Source organism: Empedobacter falsenii, assembly GCF_019308355.1.
Classification (GTDB): Bacteria; Bacteroidota; Bacteroidia; order Flavobacteriales; family Weeksellaceae; genus Empedobacter; species Empedobacter falsenii_B.
This window is the reverse complement of record NZ_JAAGKM010000001.1, coordinates 176958-199332: the sequence shown is the minus strand read 5'-3', so window position 1 is coordinate 199332 and position 22375 is coordinate 176958. Positions and strand designations below refer to the sequence as shown.

General features: G+C 31.6%; 25 protein-coding genes. 9 read left to right on the top strand and 16 right to left on the bottom strand.

Annotated elements, in window-relative coordinates:
- Positions 1-18 precede the first annotated feature (18 nt).
- The 4 genes from G0Q09_RS01035 to G0Q09_RS01020 all read right to left on the bottom strand — a co-directional run bounded on the left by G0Q09_RS01035 (position 19) and on the right by G0Q09_RS01020 (position 3604).
- Positions 19-864: a transketolase gene (locus G0Q09_RS01035; RefSeq protein WP_125350518.1), complete on the bottom strand. Its 846-nt coding sequence runs from the start codon at positions 862-864 to the stop codon at positions 19-21.
- Between the two features lie 145 nt (positions 865-1009).
- Positions 1010-1255, bottom strand: coding sequence for a hypothetical protein (locus G0Q09_RS01030; RefSeq protein WP_038331800.1), 246 nt, complete (start codon positions 1253-1255; stop codon positions 1010-1012).
- A gap of 2 nt (positions 1256-1257) precedes the next feature.
- Entirely contained in the window at positions 1258-2040 is a 783-nt protein-coding gene (gene proC / locus G0Q09_RS01025) for a pyrroline-5-carboxylate reductase (RefSeq protein WP_038331802.1), read from the bottom strand.
- Positions 2041-2065: 25 nt separating this feature from the next.
- Entirely contained in the window at positions 2066-3604 is a 1539-nt protein-coding gene (locus G0Q09_RS01020) for a sodium:solute symporter (RefSeq protein ID WP_219033688.1), read from the bottom strand.
- Positions 3605-3711: 107 nt separating this feature from the next.
- Here G0Q09_RS01020 and recR point away from each other — a divergent pair, with 107 nt between their 5' ends.
- Positions 3712-4326 (top strand): recombination mediator RecR, encoded by a 615-nt coding sequence (recR, locus tag G0Q09_RS01015; protein ID WP_180905071.1) that lies wholly within the window; start codon positions 3712-3714, stop codon positions 4324-4326.
- A 1-nt stretch (position 4327) separates the two neighbouring features.
- On the top strand, positions 4328-5398 hold the full coding sequence (locus G0Q09_RS01010; protein ID WP_181816328.1) for a glycosyltransferase family 2 protein: 1071 nt from the start codon (positions 4328-4330) through the stop codon (positions 5396-5398).
- A gap of 19 nt (positions 5399-5417) precedes the next feature.
- On the opposite strand, the gene G0Q09_RS01005 is transcribed toward G0Q09_RS01010, so the two are convergent.
- The 6 genes from G0Q09_RS01005 to rsfS form a co-directional block, all read right to left on the bottom strand.
- Positions 5418-5681 (bottom strand): hypothetical protein, encoded by a 264-nt coding sequence (locus tag G0Q09_RS01005; protein ID WP_219033687.1) that lies wholly within the window; start codon positions 5679-5681, stop codon positions 5418-5420.
- An 83-nt stretch (positions 5682-5764) separates the two neighbouring features.
- On the bottom strand, positions 5765-6415 hold the full coding sequence (locus G0Q09_RS01000; protein ID WP_219033686.1) for a phosphatidylserine decarboxylase family protein: 651 nt from the start codon (positions 6413-6415) through the stop codon (positions 5765-5767).
- Positions 6412-7260 (bottom strand): phosphatidate cytidylyltransferase, encoded by an 849-nt coding sequence (locus G0Q09_RS00995; protein WP_219033685.1) that lies wholly within the window; start codon positions 7258-7260, stop codon positions 6412-6414. Before G0Q09_RS00995 ends, G0Q09_RS01000 begins: the two co-directional genes overlap by 4 nt.
- A 2-nt stretch (positions 7261-7262) precedes the next feature.
- Complete coding sequence (locus tag G0Q09_RS00990; RefSeq protein ID WP_219033684.1) at positions 7263-7868, bottom strand: hypothetical protein; 606 nt, start codon at positions 7866-7868, stop codon at positions 7263-7265.
- 130 nt (positions 7869-7998) lie between these two features.
- Positions 7999-10011, bottom strand: a complete 2013-nt coding sequence (ftsH, locus tag G0Q09_RS00985) for an ATP-dependent zinc metalloprotease FtsH (protein ID WP_219033683.1) — start codon at positions 10009-10011, stop codon at positions 7999-8001.
- Positions 10012-10033: 22 nt separating this feature from the next.
- The gene (gene rsfS / locus G0Q09_RS00980; RefSeq protein ID WP_038331822.1) at positions 10034-10402 is read right to left on the bottom strand and encodes a ribosome silencing factor; all 369 of its coding nucleotides are present in this window, start codon (positions 10400-10402) and stop codon (positions 10034-10036) included.
- 93 nt (positions 10403-10495) lie between these two features.
- Between rsfS and G0Q09_RS00975 the strand changes: the two genes are divergently transcribed.
- Genes G0Q09_RS00975 through G0Q09_RS00960 form a run of 4 tightly spaced genes read left to right on the top strand, consistent with a single transcriptional unit; the run spans position 10496 to position 12624 of the window.
- Positions 10496-11209, top strand: coding sequence for a biotin--[acetyl-CoA-carboxylase] ligase (locus tag G0Q09_RS00975; RefSeq protein ID WP_219033682.1), 714 nt, complete (start codon positions 10496-10498; stop codon positions 11207-11209).
- Positions 11210-11236: 27 nt separating this feature from the next.
- On the top strand, positions 11237-11752 hold the full coding sequence (gene idi, locus G0Q09_RS00970) for an isopentenyl-diphosphate Delta-isomerase (protein ID WP_115001587.1): 516 nt from the start codon (positions 11237-11239) through the stop codon (positions 11750-11752).
- 12 nt (positions 11753-11764) lie between these two features.
- On the top strand, positions 11765-12175 hold the full coding sequence (locus G0Q09_RS00965; RefSeq protein ID WP_125350508.1) for a 6-pyruvoyl trahydropterin synthase family protein: 411 nt from the start codon (positions 11765-11767) through the stop codon (positions 12173-12175).
- Positions 12172-12624 (top strand): peroxiredoxin, encoded by a 453-nt coding sequence (locus G0Q09_RS00960; protein ID WP_219033681.1) that lies wholly within the window; start codon positions 12172-12174, stop codon positions 12622-12624. The genes G0Q09_RS00965 and G0Q09_RS00960 overlap by 4 nt, the downstream gene beginning before the upstream one ends.
- Here G0Q09_RS00960 and G0Q09_RS00955 read toward each other — a convergent pair.
- Positions 12621-12803, bottom strand: a complete 183-nt coding sequence (locus G0Q09_RS00955) for a hypothetical protein (RefSeq protein WP_219033680.1) — start codon at positions 12801-12803, stop codon at positions 12621-12623. The genes G0Q09_RS00960 and G0Q09_RS00955 overlap by 4 nt on opposite strands.
- A 75-nt stretch (positions 12804-12878) precedes the next feature.
- Entirely contained in the window at positions 12879-13553 is a 675-nt protein-coding gene (locus G0Q09_RS00950) for a YiiX/YebB-like N1pC/P60 family cysteine hydrolase (protein WP_257467987.1), read from the bottom strand.
- 43 nt (positions 13554-13596) lie between these two features.
- Between G0Q09_RS00950 and G0Q09_RS00945 the strand changes: the two genes are divergently transcribed.
- From G0Q09_RS00945 to G0Q09_RS00935, 3 genes are all read left to right on the top strand, one after another.
- A complete protein-coding gene (locus G0Q09_RS00945) occupies positions 13597-13959 on the top strand; it encodes a hypothetical protein (protein WP_219033679.1) in 363 nt (120 codons plus the stop codon).
- Positions 13960-14037: 78 nt separating this feature from the next.
- Positions 14038-15114: a glycine cleavage system aminomethyltransferase GcvT gene (gcvT, locus tag G0Q09_RS00940; RefSeq protein WP_219033678.1), complete on the top strand. Its 1077-nt coding sequence runs from the start codon at positions 14038-14040 to the stop codon at positions 15112-15114.
- Between the two features lie 282 nt (positions 15115-15396).
- Positions 15397-16275 carry an IS982 family transposase gene (locus G0Q09_RS00935; protein WP_219033677.1) on the top strand — a complete coding sequence of 293 codons (879 nt, stop codon included), beginning with the start codon at positions 15397-15399 and terminating at the stop codon, positions 16273-16275.
- 113 nt (positions 16276-16388) lie between these two features.
- On the opposite strand, the gene G0Q09_RS00930 is transcribed toward G0Q09_RS00935, so the two are convergent.
- The 4 genes from G0Q09_RS00930 to G0Q09_RS00915 form a co-directional block, all read right to left on the bottom strand.
- The gene (locus G0Q09_RS00930; RefSeq protein WP_125348619.1) at positions 16389-16886 is read right to left on the bottom strand and encodes a DinB family protein; all 498 of its coding nucleotides are present in this window, start codon (positions 16884-16886) and stop codon (positions 16389-16391) included.
- A gap of 88 nt (positions 16887-16974) precedes the next feature.
- On the bottom strand, positions 16975-17415 hold the full coding sequence (locus tag G0Q09_RS00925; RefSeq protein WP_257467985.1) for a hypothetical protein: 441 nt from the start codon (positions 17413-17415) through the stop codon (positions 16975-16977).
- The gene (gene uvrC / locus G0Q09_RS00920; RefSeq protein WP_219033676.1) at positions 17396-19204 is read right to left on the bottom strand and encodes an excinuclease ABC subunit UvrC; all 1809 of its coding nucleotides are present in this window, start codon (positions 19202-19204) and stop codon (positions 17396-17398) included. The genes G0Q09_RS00925 and uvrC overlap by 20 nt, the downstream gene beginning before the upstream one ends.
- The gene (locus tag G0Q09_RS00915; RefSeq protein ID WP_219033675.1) at positions 19204-22314 is read right to left on the bottom strand and encodes a UvrD-helicase domain-containing protein; all 3111 of its coding nucleotides are present in this window, start codon (positions 22312-22314) and stop codon (positions 19204-19206) included. The genes uvrC and G0Q09_RS00915 overlap by 1 nt, the downstream gene beginning before the upstream one ends.
- Positions 22315-22375: the final 61 nt, after the last annotated feature.

Sequence of the window (22375 nt, the reverse complement as noted above, 5' to 3'; positions counted from 1 at the left end):
TTGATTGTGTTGAAATTATTAATAATCTGTCAATTCAGTTTCAGGATTTTGCTCTAATGCAGAAGCTAATTGCTCGTCGTTAGGCGCTTTTCCGTGCCAAGAGTGGCTTCCCATCATGTAATCAACTCCATTACCCATTTCTGTGTGTAATAAAATTGAAACTGGTTTTCCGTTTCCTGTTAATGTTTTAGCTTCTTCTAAAATAGCAATTACTTTTTCTAAGTTATTTCCATCTTTTTCTTCTAAAACAATCCATCCAAAAGCTTCTAATTTAGCTTTCAAATCTCCTAATGGTAAAACGTGGTCTGTATCACCATCAATTTGACGACCATTGTAGTCAATCGTTGCAATTACATTATCCACTTTTTTACCAGCAGCATACATAAAAGCTTCCCAGACTTGACCTTCTTGTAATTCACCGTCACCATGTAATGTGTAAACTAATTTATCGTCGTTGTTTAATTTTTTTGCTTGCGCAGCACCTAAAGCAACAGATAAACCTTGTCCTAAAGATCCAGAAGCGATACGAATTCCAGGTAAACCTTCGTGTGTTGTTGGATGGCCTTGTAAACGAGAATCTAATTTTCTGAATGTAGCTAATTCGCTAACTGGGAAAAATCCTGAACGAGCCAATGTGCTGTAGAAAACTGGTGAAATGTGACCATTTGATAAGAAGAATAAATCTTCTCCCTTTCCGTCCATAGAGAAGTCTGTAGAGTAAGTCATGATTTTACCGTATAATGCAGCAAAATATTCTGCACAACCTAATGATCCACCTGGGTGTCCACTATTTACGGCATGTACCATTCTCAAAATATCTCTCCTTGTTTGTTGTACTTGTGTTTGAAGTTCTTGAAGTGTCATTGTTTGTTTATAAAAATTTGAACAAAAATAATCCTTTTTTGTAGGGCAAAAAAATCGTAGAACATAAATCACTACAATTGGGGAGGAGATTTTATGCGATTTTTAAAACAATAAAAAAGACGAAGCAAAACTTCGTCTTTTTTATTTATTCTTCTTCCACATGCCATTCGCCACGATGAGGTATCAAAGCGTCACGAACTTGTATCATTTCAGATTCTACCACCACCAAATAAGCAACTGCATATTCTGGTTCAACCTCTACAAATTCAGAAAATGTACTTTGTAACTTTTCTTTTTCTGCGTATTGTTTCAGGTGAACTGCATGATGTTTTGCAGTTGGTATAGCATCGGGACCATAAAAATCCCAGATTAATTTTAATTTCTTTTCCATAATTATATTTTATCAAAAGAAGTTTTAATTCCTTTTATTAAAGCAGAACTAAATCCTTGATGTTCCATTTCATTTAATCCAGCAATCGTACAACCTTTTGGTGTCGTCACTTTATCAATTTCTTGTTCTGGATGCAAACCGTTTTCTATTAATAATTCAGCAGCTCCTTTTACAGTTTGTGTCACAATTTTTGTAGCAGTTTGTGTGTCAAATCCAATTTCGATTCCACCTTGAATCATTGCTCTTATAAATCGTAAAACATAAGCAATTCCGCAAGCGCCAATTACAGTCGCTGCATTCATCAACTCCTCATTTATAACAACTGTTTCGCCAATTGGATTGAAAATCGTTTTGATTTCATTTAAAATGTTTTCATCTTTCGAATTTCCACAAATACATGTAATCGATTCTTCCACAGAAGCAGCTGTATTAGGCATTGCACGAAAAATTGACATACCTTGTGATAAAATATTTTGATACGTTTGCAATGAAATTCCTGTTGCAACTGAAATTAATATTTTATTGGTCGTAAAATTGTCTTTTAATTGCGTCAAAACTTCTTCCACTTTGTACGGTTTTACACACAACAGAATATAATCAGCTTCTTTTACAGCAAAATGATTATCATTTGTAATCGTTACACCAAGCTTTTTAAGATGTTCAATTTGATTCAAATTATTTCTTGTAGCGATAATTTGATTTGGATCGAATGCTTTATTCTTAATTAAACCCTCTGTTATAGAAATTCCTAAATTTCCTGCTCCAATAATGGCGATTTTTTTCATAGTTGTAGAGTGTTAATTGTTCTGATTATGAATGAATAATTGTTTCTTTTTGACGATTAGAACTTACCAACCATAGACCGATAAAAGTTAATAAACCATTCAGAATGATTAATTCAACACCAATTTTGTAATCGGTAAAATTGATCACTAATTCGTTGATGATATAGGTAAAAATAGGCGCTAAAATCGCAACTGTAATAATTGAATATTTTTTGTAAATGTTACGTTTCGTTAAAATTCCGAAAGCAAATAATCCTAATAACGGTCCGTATGTATAACCTGCAATTTCCATCACAAGATAAACAATTGATTTGTTGTTAATCATTTTGAAAACCATAATCAAGATAAAGAAAACTACCGTGAAAATTAAGTGAACACGAATACGAATCTTTTTCTTTTCTTTTTCTGACTTTTCTTTGTCCTCGTTGATGTTTAATAAATCGACACAATATGAACTTGTAACGGCTGTTAAAGCTCCGTCAGCAGAAGGAAATAAAGCAGAAATTAATCCGATAATAAAAATTACAGAAATAATCATTGGGAAATGATGTCCTAAAAGCGAAAGCGCAGGAAACATATCATCACCCATAATATTTTGTCCGCCTTGTTCCATAAAGAAACCATCAGCAGTATAAAAACCACCTTCACTCATTGCGTATAAATAAAGCAATCCACCCAAAAATAAGAACGCTAAATTCACAATCAATAATGTTCCAGCGAACGTCAACATATTCTTTTTTGAGTTTTGAAGATTATCAACAGAAATATTTTTTTGCATCATTTCTTGGTCAAGACCAGTCATCGCAATTGTGATAAACATTCCGCCCAAAATTGTTTTTAAGAAATATGTTTTCGAATTTGGATCAAAGTTAATGAAATGCGTATAATTTTTGGCTTGCATCCTATCGTAAGCTTCACCAACAGATAAATTAAGATGCGAAAGGATAAACCAAATACAAGCAATCAAACTAATGATCATAAACGATGTTTGCAAGGTGTCGGTTACGACAATTGTTTTTACTCCACCTTCGAACGTGTATAATAATATCATCAATAATAAGACAAATGTTGTTGCCCAAAATGGTACGCCTAAATTGTCTAATAAAAATATTTGTAACACATTTACAACTAAATATAAACGTGCTGTTGCGCCAATTCCACGAGAAATAATAAAGAAAACCGATCCCATTTTATGTGCTTCAACATTGAAACGTTTTCCTAAATAGGTGTAAATTGAGGTTAGATTCATTCGGTAATAGAGTGGAAGTAATACCCCCGCGACGATAAAATAACCAAGAAAAAATCCGATAACCATCATATAATATTCGAATCCTCCATAAATATATTCGGAACCAGTTAATTTTCCGACCGTACCCGGAACCGAAATAAAAGTAACGCCACTAAGGCTTGTCCCAATCATTCCGAAAGCCACCAACCACCATTTACTTTTTTTGTTTCCGTTAAAAAAAGATTGATTGTCAGAATTTCGACTGGTGAAGTAAGAGATCACTAAAAGTCCTACAAAGTATACGATAACACAAAGTAGTAAAATTGTTGAGTTCATAATTTATTTAGTAAATAAGCCCAAATTTAATATTTTTGAGTGAATGATGATAGATTAATTTTCCGAAGATAAAATTGTAAATTTGTTGTCTATAATTTTTTGAACGAATGAATTACCCAAGCAAGGTTTTAGAGCGAGCTGTAGAAGAGATGTCAAATTTGCCAGGAATAGGAAAGAGAACAGCTTTGCGACTTGTTTTACATATGTTAAATCGTCCCAAATCTCAAACGACGGCTTTGTCCGAAGCGCTTTCTCATTTGGTAGATGATGTTAAATATTGTCAACATTGTCATACAATTTCTGATGATGAGGTTTGTGATATTTGCAACAATCCATTGAGAGAAGAAACTATAATTTGTGTCGTGGAAGATGTGCGTGATGTGATGGCGATTGAAAATACAGGACAATTTAAAGGACAATATCACGTTTTAGGAGGAAAGATTTCTCCAATGGAAGGTATTGGACCTGGTCAATTGAATATCCAAACGTTGGTTGATCGTGTTCAAAATGAAAATGTGAAGGAAATAATTTTTGCTTTAAGTTCGACAATGGAAGGAGATACAACTGTTTTTTACTTGTATCGACAATTAAAGAATGCCGAAATTATTTTTTCGACCATTGCACGAGGTCTTGGTGTAGGAGATGAGTTAGAATATGCAGACGAAGCGACGTTGGTTCGTTCTATACAACATCGAATCCCATATTCAGAAAATAAATTTTAAAATGAAATTATCGATAATTATTGTTAGTTATAATGCGCCAAAACATTTAGAGCTTTGTCTTGATTCGTGTCAGGAAGCTTTAAAAAATGTAGATGGCGAAATAATTGTAATTGATAATGATTCATCGGAAATTGATTTTATATTCCTAAAAAAAACTTTTCCTACTGTAAATTTTTTACTTCAGAATGAAAATCTTGGTTTTGCAAAAGCGAATAATATTGGGGTTGAGAATGCTTTGGGAGAATATATTCTGATTCTTAATCCAGATACAATTATTCCAGAGAATTTATTCGAATCTTTGATTGAATTTCATCAGTCAAAAGAAAAAATAGGTTTTGTGGGAGTACGAATGATAGATACAAACGGAAATTTTCATCCAGAATCAAAACGTAATATTCCGACAGCTAAAAATTCATTTTCTAAGTTGTATAGTCGATTTAATCATTCAAAGAAAAATAATTATTACAAATTAGAAGTTGATGAATTTGAAATTGCTCCTTGCGAAATTTTAGTTGGTGCTTTTATGTTCACCACGAAGAAAATCTATCAGGAAATTGGAGGATTTGATCCACGTTATTTTATGTATGGAGAAGATATAGATTTGTCTTTTAGTGCAGAATTGGCTGGTTATAAAAATTATTATAAAGGAGATATAACGGTTTTACATTACAAGGGAGAAAGTACGAAAAAAGATAAAAAATATTATAAACATTTTTTTGAAGCCATGATGATTTTCTTAGCAAAATATTATCAAAAAAATTGGTTGCATTATCAACTTTTACGTTCGGGAATTTTGATTAAATATTTAATTCAATTATTTAAATTTTCTTTACATTCACCTAATAATACTTCTAAAATAGAAGTAAAAGCAGAAAATTTATTTTGGATTGATAAGAAATCAGATTTCAAATCTTTATCAAATAATGAAATTGCAATTGATGCAAGTTTTTTTACTTATCAAGAGATATTATCAATCATTTCTGAAAACAACTCTTCTTCACGTTCATTTTATATTCGCCCTAAAAATAAAAATTATTTAATAGGTGATGATAAACTGATTATAAATCTATAAAAACAAAAAAAGCTGAATCTTAATGACCAGCTTTTACAGTATCTTTTTTCTCAACTTTCGGAGTTTCTGCCGTTTTTGTAGAATCTTTCACTTCTTCGTGTTTTTCTTCAACAGCTTCCTCATGTTTTCCGTGACCTTCGTGAGTAGCTTCAGATTTGTGGTGCATTTCTTCTGCAGTAGCTGGTTCGTGAACAATTGGAAGAACTCCGTGATTTACACTTGCTTTAGAGTTACAAGAAGTAGCGAATGCTGCAACAGCTACTAAAAGAATTAATTTTTTCATGTCTTACAAAATTTATTGTATGGGTATATTATTATAATTGTTTTGACAAAATTAGTTAAAAACATTGAGTTCAACTAACTGATTTATTTCAATTGTGCAATTTTCTGAATTCCACCTTTTGTTTTATCTCCAACCTTTACACTGATCTCTGTATCAAGTGGTAAAAAGATATCAACACGCGATCCGAACTTGATGAAGCCATATTCTTTACCCGCAACAGCATCGTCATTCTCTTTACTGTAACAAACAATTCTTCGTGCAACTGCACCTGCAATTTGTCTGAAAAGAACTTTTGTATGATCTGCATTCTCTACAACAACAGTTGTTCTTTCATTCAATTCTGATGATTTTGGATGAAATGCAACCAAAAACTTTCCTGGATGATATTTCGAATAAATCACTTTTCCATTCACAGGATAACGCGTTACATGTACGTTAAGAGGCGTCATGAAAATTGATAATTGAATACATTTTTGATTCAAAAATTCGCTTTCAAATACTTCTTCTAATACAACAACTTTTCCATCAACTGGTGCGATTACGCAATTTTCTGACGAATCTGATTCACGAATTGGGTTTCTGAAAAACCAAACGATAAATCCGTAAAGTATCCATAATGGTAAGGCAAAGTAAAAACCATATACAGGAAAAAAGTAATGTAATACTCCTGTAGCGATTGCAAATAAAATTAAGCAACCTATCAAAATTGCTGTTCCTTCTCTGTGAAGTTTCATAAAGTATATACTAATAAATAATATAAATAAACAAATGGTACGACAAATATAAAACTATCTAATCGATCTAAAAAACCGCCATGTCCTGGAATAAGGTTAGAGCTGTCTTTTACATTAAAAAATCGTTTTAATTTAGATTCTGTCAAATCTCCTAATGGACCTAATGCAGCAACGATCAAACCAATAATCATCCAGTTTCCGTGCAAGTTTTCTCCAAAATATTTCTGAATTAAGAATCCAGCGATAATAGTGAAAATAATTCCTCCAAAAAAACCTTCCCACGTTTTTGCTCCCGAAATTTTAGGTGCTAATTTGTGTTTTCCAATTAAGTTTCCTGTTAAATATGCAAATGTATCACTGCACCAAAGTAATAAGAAAACGAAAAATACTTCGTAATGCATCACTTTCTCGCCTAAATTATAATCAAAACTAGGTAAAGTTAATGCTAAGACAAATGGTGCGATAACGTATGTTAAACCTAAAGTAGCTTTTCCAAAATCGTTCAATAATTCATTGGTTGATTTGAAAATAATATAAATACTAAAAACAAATAAAACTGGAATGATGAAGTACAAACTTTTTAAATGAAAATAGTAATGATTTGAAGTTTCGAAAGCTTCTAAAAATTCTTTTCCATAATATCCAAAAACAACTAAGGCAGCTAAAAGTGCTCCTAATTGATAAAGTTTATTGGTAAGATTAGTGATTTTAAAAAACTCGTACAAACAAAAAAGTCCAAAAACCATCATCAAAACAATCAAACCTTTTGGATCTATCGTTGTCCCGAAAAATATAATAAGTGCGTAAATAAGTCCAGAGAAAGCTCTAATTGCTAAATTTTTCATAGCTAATCTTCAACCAATAACAAATAAATATTCTTCGCGTTGTCTACGTTGGGAAATTTGTGCATATTTTTTCCTCGAATCGAAGTTATTTTAGATGGAAGGTTATCTTTTTTTAATGTTCGTAATTTCTGTAATGCCACACTCACATTTTCCACTAATTGTGACGGGCGTGCATAGATAATAAAATTTGACGGAAAATCAGCAATATTTCTACCATAAGTTTGATGCGCCGATAACATAATACTTCCATCAAAAGCAATCAGAAATTCGCAACTAAGAAAACTAAGCGTATAACGAGAGTCGCATGGATTTTCGACAAAAGGAATATTGACTGAATTAAGAACCTGTTGTAAATTTGGATCAGGACAAATTAATTCGGTTACATTTTCGTAATTGACAATCTCTTTAAGGTTTTTAGAAGCCTCCTCTATATTATCACAAAATAAAAAATGTCCACCACCTACATTAAAATTTGTAGCAAATACTTCATCTATAGAAATTTTTTGGTCAGCATAATTTGGATGAAATAAATCAATTTGATTATCATCTGAATTCTCTGCTGATTTTTCAGTAGCTTTTTTAAGTAGGTTTTTAATTGCTTTCCACATGAAAACTCATGATTTTATATGAAATTAATCAATTACAGCCTAAAGGTAATAAATTTTAACAATATAATAAGAAGTAAAAAAAAAATCGTCCTATTTGGACGATTTTTTCTATTATTTTGAATGAATTTGATTAAATATCATTTCCAGATTCTGGTTGAACAACTTGTTCTGAATCAGCTTCTATAGCCTCTTCTTGTTTTTCTTCGATTTGATCTAATTCGTTTACAAATTTTCTTGGTCCGAAAATTTCTTCCAAATCTTCTCTAAAGATCACCTCTTTCTCAATTAATTTTTGAGCTAAAACATCTAATTGATCGCGATGTTCACGTAAAATATCTTTTGCTCTATCATATTGAGCTTCGATCATTGTTTTTACCTCTTTATCAATTACCTGAGCAGTTTGTTCTGAATAAGGCTTGCTGAAACCATACTCATTTTGTCCAGATGAATCGTAATAAGAAACATTACCAACTTCTTTGTTCAATCCGTAAATACTAACCATTGCAGAAGCTTGTTTTGTAACTTTTTCCAAATCACTTAATGCACCAGTAGAAATATTATTGAAAACAACTTCCTCAGCAGCACGACCACCCATTGTCATACACATTTCGTCTAACAATTGTTCTGTCGTTGTAATTTGTCTTTCTTCTGGCAAATACCAAGCGGCACCTAACGAACGTCCACGAGGAACTATAGTTACTTTAACCAATGGAGCAGCGTGTTCTGTTAACCAACCAATTGTAGCGTGACCAGCTTCGTGATAAGCGATACGTTTTTTCTCAGAAGGTTTAATCACTTTACTTTTCTTCTCTAATCCACCAATAATACGGTCAACAGCGTCTAAAAAGTCTTGTTTTTCTACGACGTCTTTGTTTTTACGAGCAGCAACTAAAGCTGCTTCGTTACAAACATTGAATATATCTGCACCAGAGAAACCTGGAGTTTGTTTTGCTAAAAATTCGATTTCAACATCTTCACCTAATTTTAATGGACGTAAGTGAACGGCGAAGATTTCTTTACGTTCGTTTAATTCAGGTAAATCAACATGAATAATACGGTCAAAACGACCTGGACGCATCAATGCTTTATCCAATACATCAGCACGGTTCGTTGCAGCAATCACAATTACGTTAGATTCTGTTCCGAAACCATCCATCTCTGTTAATAATTGATTTAATGTATTTTCGCGTTCATCATTAGAGCCTGTAAAGTTTGATTTTCCACGTGCGCGACCAATTGCATCAATCTCATCAATAAAGATAATTGAAGGAGATTTTTCTTTTGCATTTTTGAATAAGTCACGTACACGAGATGCACCAACCCCCACAAACATTTCTACGAAATCTGATCCTGATAATGAGAAGAAAGGAACTTTTGCTTCTCCAGCAACAGCTTTTGCTAATAAGGTTTTACCTGTACCTGGAGGTCCTACTAATAAAGCTCCTTTTGGGATACGTCCACCTAATTTTGTAAATTTTTCTGGATGTTTCAAGAATTCAACGATTTCTTCGATTTCTTCTTTTGCACCTTCTAAACCTGCAACATCTTTGAAAGTTGTTTTGATATGATCATCACCTTCAAATAATTTCGCTTTTGATTTTCCGACAGAGAAAATTCCTCCGCCACCTCCAGCAGATCCGCCTCCGCCCATTCGTCTAAATAGTAAGAAGTAGATTAATCCGAAGAAAATTAATGAAATGAAAAGATTCATAAACAAACTTCCAAAACCATTTGAAATTTGTGTGTTAAGAACGGCAGTTTTATTTGGACTCTTTTCTACGTTAGCATAAAAATCTTTTTCAAAATTTCCTGCATCAGCAACATTGAAAATAAAGTTTGGAGTACCTGTAGCAAAAGGATTTAAAGTTTCGTTTGATTTTTTAAACTTTTTAAATTCTTCAGTATTCAGAGCTGCGTCCGTTAAATATACACTTACACGTCCTGATTCTTTTTCTAGATTGGCTTCTTTTACGTAACCTTTTTCTACATAAGAAAGGAAAGTCGTACGGTCTATATTTTTAGTAGTTCCGCCGGCACCTCCAATGTTATCAGAAAATAATAGAAAGGCAATCAGCAATAATCCAATAATGGCATATATCCATGTAGGATTAAACCCCGAAGGTTTAAAATTATTTTTTTTCAATTTTTTTTGGTTTCAGTTATGATTAATATTCCATTTCGATACGCGTCTCTACAGCATCACCCCAAAGACTTTCGATATCGTAATATTCTCTGTATTCTTTTTGGAAAATATGGACAATAACATTTGTGTAGTCCAACAAAACCCATTGATTGTTTTGTGTTCCTTCTACATGAAAAGGTCTTTCTGACATTTCTGTTTTTACAGTTCTTTCAATCGAACCTGCTAAAGCACTAACTTGTGTATTCGAGTTTCCGGTACAAATAACGAAGTATTGACAAAATGCATTTTCAATTTCGCGTAAATCTAGAATTGTAATTTCTTCTCCTTTAACATTTGTAATTCCGTCAACAATGCTATCTAGCAAGTCTTTTGTATATTGAGTATCTATCATCTTTTATTTTGTAATTCGCAAATTTAGTGAATCCTTATTAAAGTTTAAACTTTTTAAAATAACTTTAACCACTCTATAAAAATAGTAAAAAAAATGTATTTAATTAGTTTTGATTCTTTGCCTAATACGAATGAGTTCTTGGTGGATTTGTCCAAAAAAGATGCCAATAGTTGGACTGTCATACATGCTAAAAATCAAACAAAAGGAAAAGGTTACGCAGGAAATGAGTGGAAAGTTGTCGCTGGAGAAAATTTAACCTTTAGTTTTTTGCTGAAAACGGATTATAGTTTTCAAGAATTAATTTATTTTAATGAATGGATTTCGAATGTTATTTGTCTATTTTTAAAACAATTTCATCCAAAATCTAACGTAAAATGGCCAAATGATATCATTTTAAATGATAAAAAGGTTTGTGGAATATTAATCGAAAATCATCGTTCCAATGGAATTATGAATTCTGTAATCGGAATAGGAATTAATGTCAATCAAGCTGATTTTAATCACTTACCAAAAGCAACATCTATTCGAAAAGTAACTGACAAAGAATATGACATCGAGGAAATTTTGGCAGATTTAATACATTATTTCGAAAATGAATATTCAATTTTAGAAGAGAAAAATTTTGAACAAATTCATCAAACTTATTTAGATAATCTGTTTAGAAAAGATGAAATTTCGCATTTTAGATTGGATGGAGTAGAAGTGGACGGAATTATTAGAGATGTAAATGAAGCGGGAAATTTACTGATAGAAATCAATCAAGAATTGAGAGAATTTAAGCACAAAGAAATCGAACTTCTTTTTTAATCCTATAGAAAAGGCTATTTTTGTTTAATGGAAGAATTTGTAGTTTTAGTTGATCAGGACGATCAAAAATTAGGATTGATGGAGAAACAACAGGCTCATGTAGCTGGTTTGTTGCATCGTGCATTTTCTGTTTTTGTATTCAATTCCAAAGGAGAATTAATGATTCAGCAACGAGCTGCGAGCAAATACCATTCGCCAACGTTGTGGACGAATACATGTTGTAGTCATCCGCGCGATAACGAAACTTACGAACAAGCGGCGCACAGACGTTTGGAAGAAGAAATGGGATTTGATTGCGAATTAGAATATAAATTTAATTTCATTTACAAAGCGCATTTAGAAAATGATTTGATCGAGCATGAATTAGACCATGTTTTTATCGGAACATTTGATGATGAACCAAAGCTAAATCCTGATGAAGTGATGGCCTATCGTTGGGTAGAATTGGATGATTTGAAAAAAGATATGGAAAAAAATCCTCAGAATTATACAGCTTGGTTCAAAATAATTTTTGAACATTACGTTTCGTATATCGAAGAATAAAAATTTATACAGATGAAAGTTACTGTCAACAGAAAAGCACATTTTAATGCTGCGCACCGATTGTTTAACAAGAATTGGAGCGACGAACAAAATTTTGAAGTTTTCGGAAAATGTTCTTATCCAAACTATCACGGGCATAATTACGAAATTATTGTGGCGGTGAAAGGCGAAGTTGATCCAGAAACTGGTTTTGTGATGAATTTGGACGAATTACGAAAAATTATTGCGATTGAAGTTGAAGATTATTTGGATCATAAAAATCTGAATGTTGATATTGAAGAATTTAAAACTATCAATCCAACTGCCGAAAATATTGTGATTTTGATTTGGAATAAAATTAGAGCAAAATTAGCGACCGATTTAGAATTGAAAGTAACCTTATACGAAACTCCACGTAATTTTGTAGAATACGCAGGCGAATGAAATTAGGCGATCACATTCCAACCTTTTCGTTGGAGGATAACAAAGGAAATTGGTTTAATTCGGACGAATTTTTATACAAAAAATATTTTGTTTTATTCTTTTATCCGATGGATTTTACGCCAATGTGTACAAAAGAAGTATGTCAATTTCGTGATGTAAATGCAGATTTCAATGCTTTAGACGCTGTGATTGTCGGAATAAATGGACAATCAACTTCTTCTCACGAGAAGTTTTATACAAAACATCAATTAAACTTTCCGTTGCTTTCTGATAAAGGAGCAAAGTTGTCGAAGTTGTTGGGAATCAAAAAGAAATTTGGCTTAATCACACCGCGAGAAACTTTTGTATTCAATAAACAAGGAAAATTAATTAAACACATTGTTTCAAATGTAGCCGAAACGCACATTGAAGAAGCAATGCAAGCAATAAAAAAAGACCAAGGAAATTAGTTTTCTTGGTCTTTTTGTTTGTATAACATTTTTCTTATGACAACTCGATAAATAAAAAAGATAACCGTTCCAATTGCCGAATAAACCAACATTGTTTGCACATCGCTTTTATCGAACAAATATTTTAGTCCAAATAACACGAAAAAGAAAATGATACTATAAATGATATTTTGTTTCATGTGGTAAAAGTAGGAATTAATTTATTTGTTATAAAGATTCTATGAATCATTCTGAATTTGTTTCAGAGTTTCATTTTAAAACTTCACCTCACCAACCTTAATTAATTTCTTAGAAGTTGCCAATTGATTTGGATTTGTTCCTGGTTCGTCTTGCGGAACTTTTTTTCCTTTTTTACGATAGAAATCTATCCAAAAATCATCAATAATTCCAGTTTCTTTGTTTTTGAAATTCATGGGAATCAATTCAAAAATAGTATCATCACGAAAAGCTCTTTCCACAAAATCTGAACAATATAATTCGTCATCATTCAAAATGTATAACCAATTATAAGGTTTTCCGAGCATTGTTTTAGCTTTTTCAATTGCATGAGGAATTGTATATTGATATTCATTTTTGAGACGATAAATGACAATTTTATTATTCTTTTCGGTTTGAGAAATGTAAAAATGATGAATTTCCTCTCGTTGCGATCCGCCCATTGGAGCAGCATGTAGAACAAAAATAGAATCATCAGTTTTTTCGATTAAACCAACATGATCAAAATTGGTTTCGTCATTTATTTTTGTCACTCTATTTATCGCGCCCGAAAGTTCTTCTGTTTGCGCACCAACAAAAATCAAATCTCCATTTTGGATATTTTGTAATGAAATTGAATGTTTTTCTTTTAATATTTTTGCTTTTGTACAACTATTCATTGTCAATGTAAATAGAAGTAAAAAGATAGGAAATAAAACGAATATTTTTTTCATTCGGAATGAATTATTACTTTTAATCTACGAATTAACCAAAAAGATGGATTTTAAAAAAATTTTGACCATATCAATTGTCGTTTTATTGATTTTAGTTGGTGCTGCAATTATTATTGGAAGCAACAAAGATCGACGCGTTTTCTTTATTGAGAGCTTTAATAAACCAATTGAAAATGTTATTAATTCTCGTTTGGATACAGATTATTCGTACGAAATTGTAAAAGTAAAAGGTAAAACAAACGATACCATTTTGATTATTCCTTGCGAAGGTTGTCAACCATTGAAATTATCAGGAAAAATAAACGAAAAGTTTATGAACAAATTTGGTAAAGGAAAATCGGTTATGCGTTTCGAGCCGTATAAAGCGACGGAAGGGAATTTAAAAATTATTCATAAAATTAGATAATCTTCTATTAAAGAAATTTTCCTAACAATTAATTCCTTATTTTTGGGAGAATTATAAACTTATCAAAGCAAACAAACAATGAAAGTAACTGCATTAAACCAAAAGCACAAAGATTTAGGTGCGAAAATGGTTCCTTTTGCTGGATATGAAATGCCAGTGCAATACGCAGGTGTTAACCAAGAACATTTTGCTGTTCGAGAAAAAGTTGGCGTTTTTGATGTTTCTCACATGGGACAATTTTTTGTAAAAGGAGAAAAAGCAACAGACTTATTACAACACTTATTGACGAATGATGTAACGAAAGTTACTATTGGTCAAGCTCAATATAATGCAATGCCAAACGAAAAAGGAGGAATTGTAGATGATTTAATCATTTATAAAATCTCTGATGATGAGTGGATGGCAGTTGTAAATGCATCTAACATCGATAAAGATTGGGAATGGATGAACAAACACAATACGTTTGGTGCAGAGTTAACAAATAAATCTGATGAGATGTCTTTGTTAGCAATTCAAGGTCCAAAAGCAATTGAAGCAATGCAGTCGTTGACAGATGTTAATTTAGCTGAAATTCCGTTTTATCATTTCGCAATTGGTACGTTTGCAGGTATGGAAAATGTGATTATTTCTGCAACTGGTTACACTGGTTCAGGAGGTTTCGAGATTTATTTCGCGAATGAGCAAGCAAACGAAATGTGGGACAAAGTAATGGAAGCTGGAAAATCTTTCGATATTGAGCCTTGCGGTTTAGCTTCTCGTGACACATTGCGTTTAGAGAAAGGATACTGCTTATACGGAAATGATATCAATGATGATACAACTCCATTAGAAGCTGGTCTTGGTTGGGTAACGAAATTGGACACAAATTTTATTTCATCTGATATTTTAAAAGCTCAAAAAGAAGCTGGAGTTGAGAAGAAATTAGTTGGTTTCAAAATGATCGAAAGAGGAATTCCTCGCCACGATTATAAAGTTGTAGATGACAACGAGAATACAATCGGTATTGTGACTTCAGGAACGCAGTCTCCAATGTTGAAACAAGGAATTGGTTTAGCATATGTTCATACAGATTTTGCTAAAGTTGGAACAACAATTAGAATTCAAATTCGTGATAAAAATGTATTAGCAGAAGTTGTAAAAACTCCTTTTGTTTAAAACAATATAAAGTCAAAATACAAAAAAGCTTTCGAGGATTTCGAAAGCTTTTTTTATGAATTCATATTAATTGATACATTTATTGATGTCTTTTTTAGATAAAATTAATAAAATAGATTATTAACTACGAATATTATAAAATTGTTAATATTTCTTAAAAAAAACATAACTTAGATTTGCTTAAATATGATATATGACCCGTTGTGCATTTTGATTAATAAAGAATAAAGTTGTTCATTTGATTGAAAATCAGTAAATTGTTTTAACCACAAAACATTTACAATGAACAACTTTATTGCAAATTACGAAAGAATATTGGAAGTTCTTCGAAAAATATCAACAGATACACTTTTAATTTATCAACGTAGAAGACCTAAACTTTTTGATTTAGAACTCATCAGTCTTGTCTTAACAGCTGAATTTATGGGTATTGATAGTGAAAATCATTTATTTCGAAATCTTCCTAAAACGCTAAGTTGTAAAATTGAGCGTAGTATTTACAATCGTAGAAAACGTAGATTATCAGAGCAAATTAATAGTATTCGCCTCAAATTAGCGAAAGAATTTAATGAATTTGAAAATTGTTTCATCGTTGATAGTATGCCGTTGGAAGTGTGTAAAATAGCAAGAATTAATCGCTCGAAAATTTGCAAAGAACATCAGTATAGTGCACCAAATAGAGGTTTTTGTGCTTCTCAGCAAATGTCTTTTTATGGCTATAAACTTCATGCTATTTGTTCTTTAAATGGTGTTTTCCAGAGTATTGATATCAGTCCCGCATCTGTTCATGACATTCATTTTTTGAAAGATGTTAAAACTCAAATGTATGATTGTTTGCTACTTGGAGACAAAGGATATTTGTCACAAACAATTCAAATTGACTTATTTAATGAAGCTAATATTCGATTAGAAACACCGAAAAGATCCAATCAAAAAGAGTATAAACCTCAGTTTTATCCATTCAAAAAGTACCGAAAAAGAATTGAAACGTTATTTTCTCAACTATGTGATCAGTTTATGATTAGACGAAATTATGCAAAGACTTTCGAAGGGTTTAAAACCAGAATTTTAGCTAAAACTACTGCACTTACTTTGGTTCAGTACATTAATAAAACATACTTTAATCGAAATATTAATAATCTAAAAACTCAAATTATTTAAAATGCACAACGGGTGATATATGTTATATTTTTGAGATAATAATATTACTGATCAGTAATACAATTAACACTAATTATGATTTTAAGACCTCTATTAGAGGTCTTTTTTATTTTTTAAAACTTTTGAGAATCAGCACTTGGTCCATAACTCGAAGGTAAATCTATTCCAAGTAAGCGATAAAAAACTCCCAATTGAGCGCGGTGATGTGTAATTTGATTTAAAGCATGACGAATTGCTTCATATTTTGTAAAATCTGCAAAAACAGTTTCTCCTTCTGTAACTTGCCATCTTTTTGATAAATGATCTTCGTTCACATTCTCTAACGCCGCTTTTCCTAATTCATAATCATCATCCAATTTTTGTTGTAAATCTTCAATAGAGGTAAATTTTGTCGGTTTGTAATCCCCTGCTGCAAAATCTAATTTATCAGTTGTTAAGATCAAAGCTGGCCAAGCAAATATTTCAACCACATGATTTGTTAAAGTTGTAATATCCATACTTTTTTCATGAGGTTTGTATGTCGTTTTATCCTCAGGAAATCTTGCAATAAATTCTTTGGTAATTTGATACTCGTTTTGCAATTCTTTTGCTAATAATTCTACTATTTTCATGTTGTTTTGATTTGTAGTTAAAAGGTACAAATTTTTGAAATAATTCATAAAAAAACTGCTTTACAATTTAGTAAAACAGTTTATATTTTTAGATATCGTCTGTGTATAAATCAATAATTGGACGAGGCTTTTTTCGCTTGATTTGAGTTAGCCAATAGACAAAAATTCCTATTCCATTTCCAAAAATAATAATCGTAATCCAGACCAAACGATCATCACTTTTTATCAAATTTGGATTCTTTAAAGCATGCACAATAAAGTAAACAAAAGAAATCACACCAGTGAAAAAACTCATCAATACCAAAAAGATAAAAATGATAAGATTTCCTAATAAGGCACTCAATAGTGATTTAGAACTTCCTAAATGTCCTAGCTGCGCATCGAGCGTGCTAAACATCGAATAAAAAATTCCAAAATAACTTAACAAGCCAAGTATAAATAAAGTGATAGGAACAATTGCCAAAGTAGCTTGTAACTTTGGATTGTTCAAAAGAGACGTTAAATCTCTGTCAATTAGTAGATTTTTCATCATTCGAAAAATAATCTTTTATTTTTTTTGCTTTAGATTTTCCTATACAATCGGTTAATTCTAACAAAGATGCATTTTTTATTCGTTCGACCGATTTAAATTTTGTTAATAATTCTTTAATTGTTTGCGGACCGACACCTTCTATTTCTTCCAAAACCGAATTATAAGCGTTTTTACTTCGACGATTTCGGTGACGCGTAATTCCAAATCGATGCGATTCATCTCGCACATGTTGAAGCACTTTTAAGGTTTCAGAATTTTTGTCCAAATATAACGGATAAGGATCGTCTGGATAATAAATTTCTTCCAAACGTTTCGCAATTCCAATCACGGAAACTTTTCCACGTAACCCTAAACGATCAATCGATTTTAGAGCAGAACTTAATTGCCCTTTTCCACCATCAATCAAAATTAATTGAGGCAAAGATTCTCCTTCAGCCAAAACTCTTGAATATCGTCTTTCAATCACTTCTTCCATTGTTGCAAAATCATTAGGTCCTTCAACCGTTTTGACATTGAAAATGCGATAATCTTTCTTACTTGGTTTTCCATTTTTGAACACTACACAAGCCGAAACTGGATTCGTTCCTTGAATGTTAGAGTTATCAAAACCTTCGATATGTCGAGGTTCTACAGGCAAACGCAAATCAACTTTCATCTGATTCATGATTCGATTTGTATGACGATCAGGATCGACGATTTTAGTTTGTTTGAGCTGTTCTAAACGATAAATCCGTGTGTTTTTTAACGATAAATCGACAATATGTTTTTTATCGCCAATTTTTGGAACTGTAATTTTTCTGAACGGAATTTCTAAACTCAATTCGAACGGGACATAAATTTCTTTCGAAGTTAAATTAAATCGATCTGAAAAATCAATAATTGCACGTTCCAATAAATCTTCGTCTGTTTCATCCAATTTCTTTTTCCATTCTTCTGTATGCGACTGTATAATTGCACCGTGATAAATTTTCATGAAATTGACATAGGCATATTCTTCGTCCGACGTAATCGAAAAAACATCAACATTGGTAATCGTAGGCGAAACAATTGTAGAACGAGATTGATAATTCTGCAACGCTTCAATTTTTTCTTTAATCATTTGCGCTTTTTCAAACTTCAAATCCGATGCATATTTCGTCATTTGATTGACCAAATATTGTTTTGCTTCATTAAATTCTCCTTTGATAATATTACGAATTGCCGAAATTTGCTCGTTGTATTCTTCTTCGGTTTGATAAGCTTCACAAGGTCCAAGACAATTACCAATATGATATTCCAAACAAACTTTAAATTTGTGATTTTCAATATTTTTCTCGCTCAAATCATACGAACATGTTCTTAGTTGATACAATTCTTTGATCAAACCTAACAAAACTTTCATCGCTTTTCCGTTAGAATATGGTCCAAAATATTCCGAACCATCTTTGATTACATTGCGAGTCGAAAAAATTCGTGGAAATCGTTCATTTTTGATGCAAATCCAAGGATAGGTTTTGTCATCTCTTAACAGGATATTATATCGTGGTTGATGCTCTTTAATCAAATTATTTTCCAACAACAACGCGTCATATTCAGAATTTACGTTGATTGTTTCGATGTTATCAATATTACTCACCAAAACACGCAAACGTTTTGAATCGTGTTGTTTATTGAAATACGAATTCACGCGACGTTTCAAGTTTTTCGCTTTGCCAATGTATAACAAATCTCCTTTTTTGTTATAATACTGATAAACACCAGGCGTTTCGGGTAAACTCGCTAATTTTAATTTTACATTTTCATTCATCAAAATACCTCTACAACATTTATTTTTTGCTGTTCATCATCAATATAAATCAAGATTTTGGTCTGAATATTATAACCTAAATTTCTAAAAAAATCTGTATATCTATTCACTTGAAAATGATGATCTAAATCGGGTTGACCAGTTTTATAATCGATAATCGAACAATTATTTTCTGCATCAATTACTACACGATCTGCTCTGAAAATTTGTCCATTTTCATCAATAAAATCGCGTTCATTCAAAACCGTTAAACCTTCAGCAAAATATGGAACTAATTTAGCATCTTGTAATAAATTTTGCAAGGTTTTTTGCAGATGTTCTACATTTTCGACTGAAATTGTACCACGCTGTTTTTCACTTTCGATGATTTTTGGTAAATCATTTTGTGTAACAATTTGCGATAAAATGTTATGAACTGTATTTCCAAATTCGGTGAATTTTAACTTTTCTTGCGCTTTTTCTGAATTGGTGTTAATCACTAAACGCGTATTCCAATCCGAAGAATAAATTTTTAACTCAGCTGAAGAGTTTTCTATGATTTTAGGGGTTGAAATTCGTTCTGGAGAACCTTTCAAAATAACTTCATCCTCAGAAAAACCTTTACTGAAAACAAATTCGTGCAAGTAGTTTGCAATATTTTTTGATTTCGAAGATTCTTTTGGTTTTAGCGCTATCATATACAATTGCTCTTTTGCGCGCGTTGTTGCAACATAAAGCGTATTAATTTCATCCAATTGAACCAAATTCTCTTCTTCGTCAATCTTCGATTTTATCGCTTCATTTTTGATTGATTTTAATTCATTATTAATTCCAACATAAAATGTTTCGAAGGGATTTTCTTCATCTTTTTGTAATGGAATCCAAATTTTAGAATTCTTACTTTGCCAATCCAAAAATGGTAAAATTACAACTGGAAATTCCAATCCTTTTGATTTATGAATCGTCATAATCTGGATTGCATCGACACCTTTTGGTGTTTTGATACTCGCTTTATCTTTGATCGTTGACCAAAACTCAAGAAATGAATTAAGATCAGATTCGTTTTTTGATGAATATTCTAAAATAACATCCAAAAAGCTCAAAATATAAGCTGGTGAACGCTCTTGTAAATGTAAAGTTCGAATCGCTTTTTCGGTGAAATCGTATAATGAAAGGTTTTGATCTTGAATAAAATCTAAATCAATTCCAACTGATTTGGTTAATTTTAAAAACTTAGGCAAATCACCTTTTAATGCTTTTTCAACTGTGATTGTTAAATCATTCGTTTTGAATAATTCTAATTCATAAGCCACCATCAAAAAACGAATTTTCGATTGCTCGTCTTGAGGATTTGATGTGATTTTGAACAAATATTCAATCAATTGAATTTCGAAAGAATTTTTTAACAACAAAGCTTCATTTGAAATTACAACCAAGTTATTTTCGGTCAAATATTTCGCTAACAAAATCCCTTGCGCATTACTACGAACCAAAATTGCAATATCATTTAAAGAAAAACCATTTGCTCGACAATCTTCTATCGTTTTTAAAACCAATTCTAAATTTTGTTCTTTAAATAAATCTTTCGAACGACCTTCTTGCTCAATGAAGTTTATTTTGACAAACCCATCTTTTTGATGATTGGTCAATTGTTTATTTCCGATTTCGTACAAATATTGAAAACTCGGCAAATTGAGTTGTGGCGCGATAAACGAATACAATTCATTGTTAAATTGAATAATATTTTCGTGACTTCGCCAGTTTTTTTCTAATTCTTCAACTTTAATATTTTCTTCCTCTTTTCGATCAATTAAATCAATCATTTGTGCAGGATTTCCACCTCGCCAACGATAAATGGACTGTTTTGCATCACCAACCAACATAATCGTATCAGATTGCGCGCGTGCATTTTCGACCAACGGATTCAGATTATTCCATTGTAACGTTGATGTATCTTGAAATTCATCAATAAAATAATGATTGTAACGGGAACCGATTCTCTCATAAATAAAATTGGCAGGTTGTTGTTGCAGATTTTTACTGATAATGGTATTGAATTCATTAATCAACAAAACATTTGAATCTTTTTTGATCGAATCCAATGATTTTTCAACCTCATTAATCAGTGAGATCGAAGATATATTTTTCTGAATCGAAGTTAATAAAAGTAAGTGATCGTTGATATTTGCAGCTTTTTCGAACAAATCTTTCACTTGAGGAAAAATAGATTCAGCAATTGCATCTTTCACTTTCGAGAGATATCCTTCTTCCAAAATATCTTTTGTATTCGCATCGGTTGGTAAAATCAAACCAAAACCATCAAAGTTTTTTAATTTCTGGAAAAAAGCAGCAATTCCTCGACTTTTTCCTGGTAATTCATTTACCGAAATTCCTTTGTTTGCAAGCAATTCGAAAAACTCATTTCCGATTGTAATCAAGCCATCTTTCAAAGTTTTTATATCATCAAAAATAACTTTTCGATAACGAATAAATTCGTCTAACGAAATGTTTTTTAACTTTTCTAAATCTTGTAAATGACGATCATTAGAAATGTCTGAAGTGTCTGAAGAAAGCGTTTTTCGAATATCCCACGATTTATTTTCGTCCATATTATCCAACGCAATTTTGATCATTGTTTGCGTTAGTTTTTCGTCTTCACCAATTTTTGAATACAACAAATCAACGGATTCATTAATGATTTCATTTGTATTCATTTCGACATCAAAATTCATTGATAAACCCAAATCTTGCGCAAAAGATTTCATCAATCGAAGATTAAATTTATCAATCGTAGAAATCGAAAATTTAGAATAATTATGAAGAATTGCAATCAGAATATTGTATGCTTTTGTCTTAATGATTTCAGGCTTCAAATTCAGCTCCGAAGCTAATTCTAGAATATATTGATCTTCTTTTGGATTAGGATTTTTGGCGATTTCTTCTAAAGTTTCGATAATACGTTCCTTCATTTCGCCAGCCGCTTTATTGGTAAACGTAATGGCTAAAATATGCTCGAAATGATAATCGCTTTCATTGGTTAATAACAACGAAAGAAATTCCTTTACCAATGTGTAAGTTTTACCTGCTCCAGCGGAAGCATTGTAAATTTTGAAATCGCCTGCTTGTAACAAATTCTGAATTTTTAGGAAAGTTAAACAATCTTCTCAAAAATAGAAAATCAGAATGCCAAAA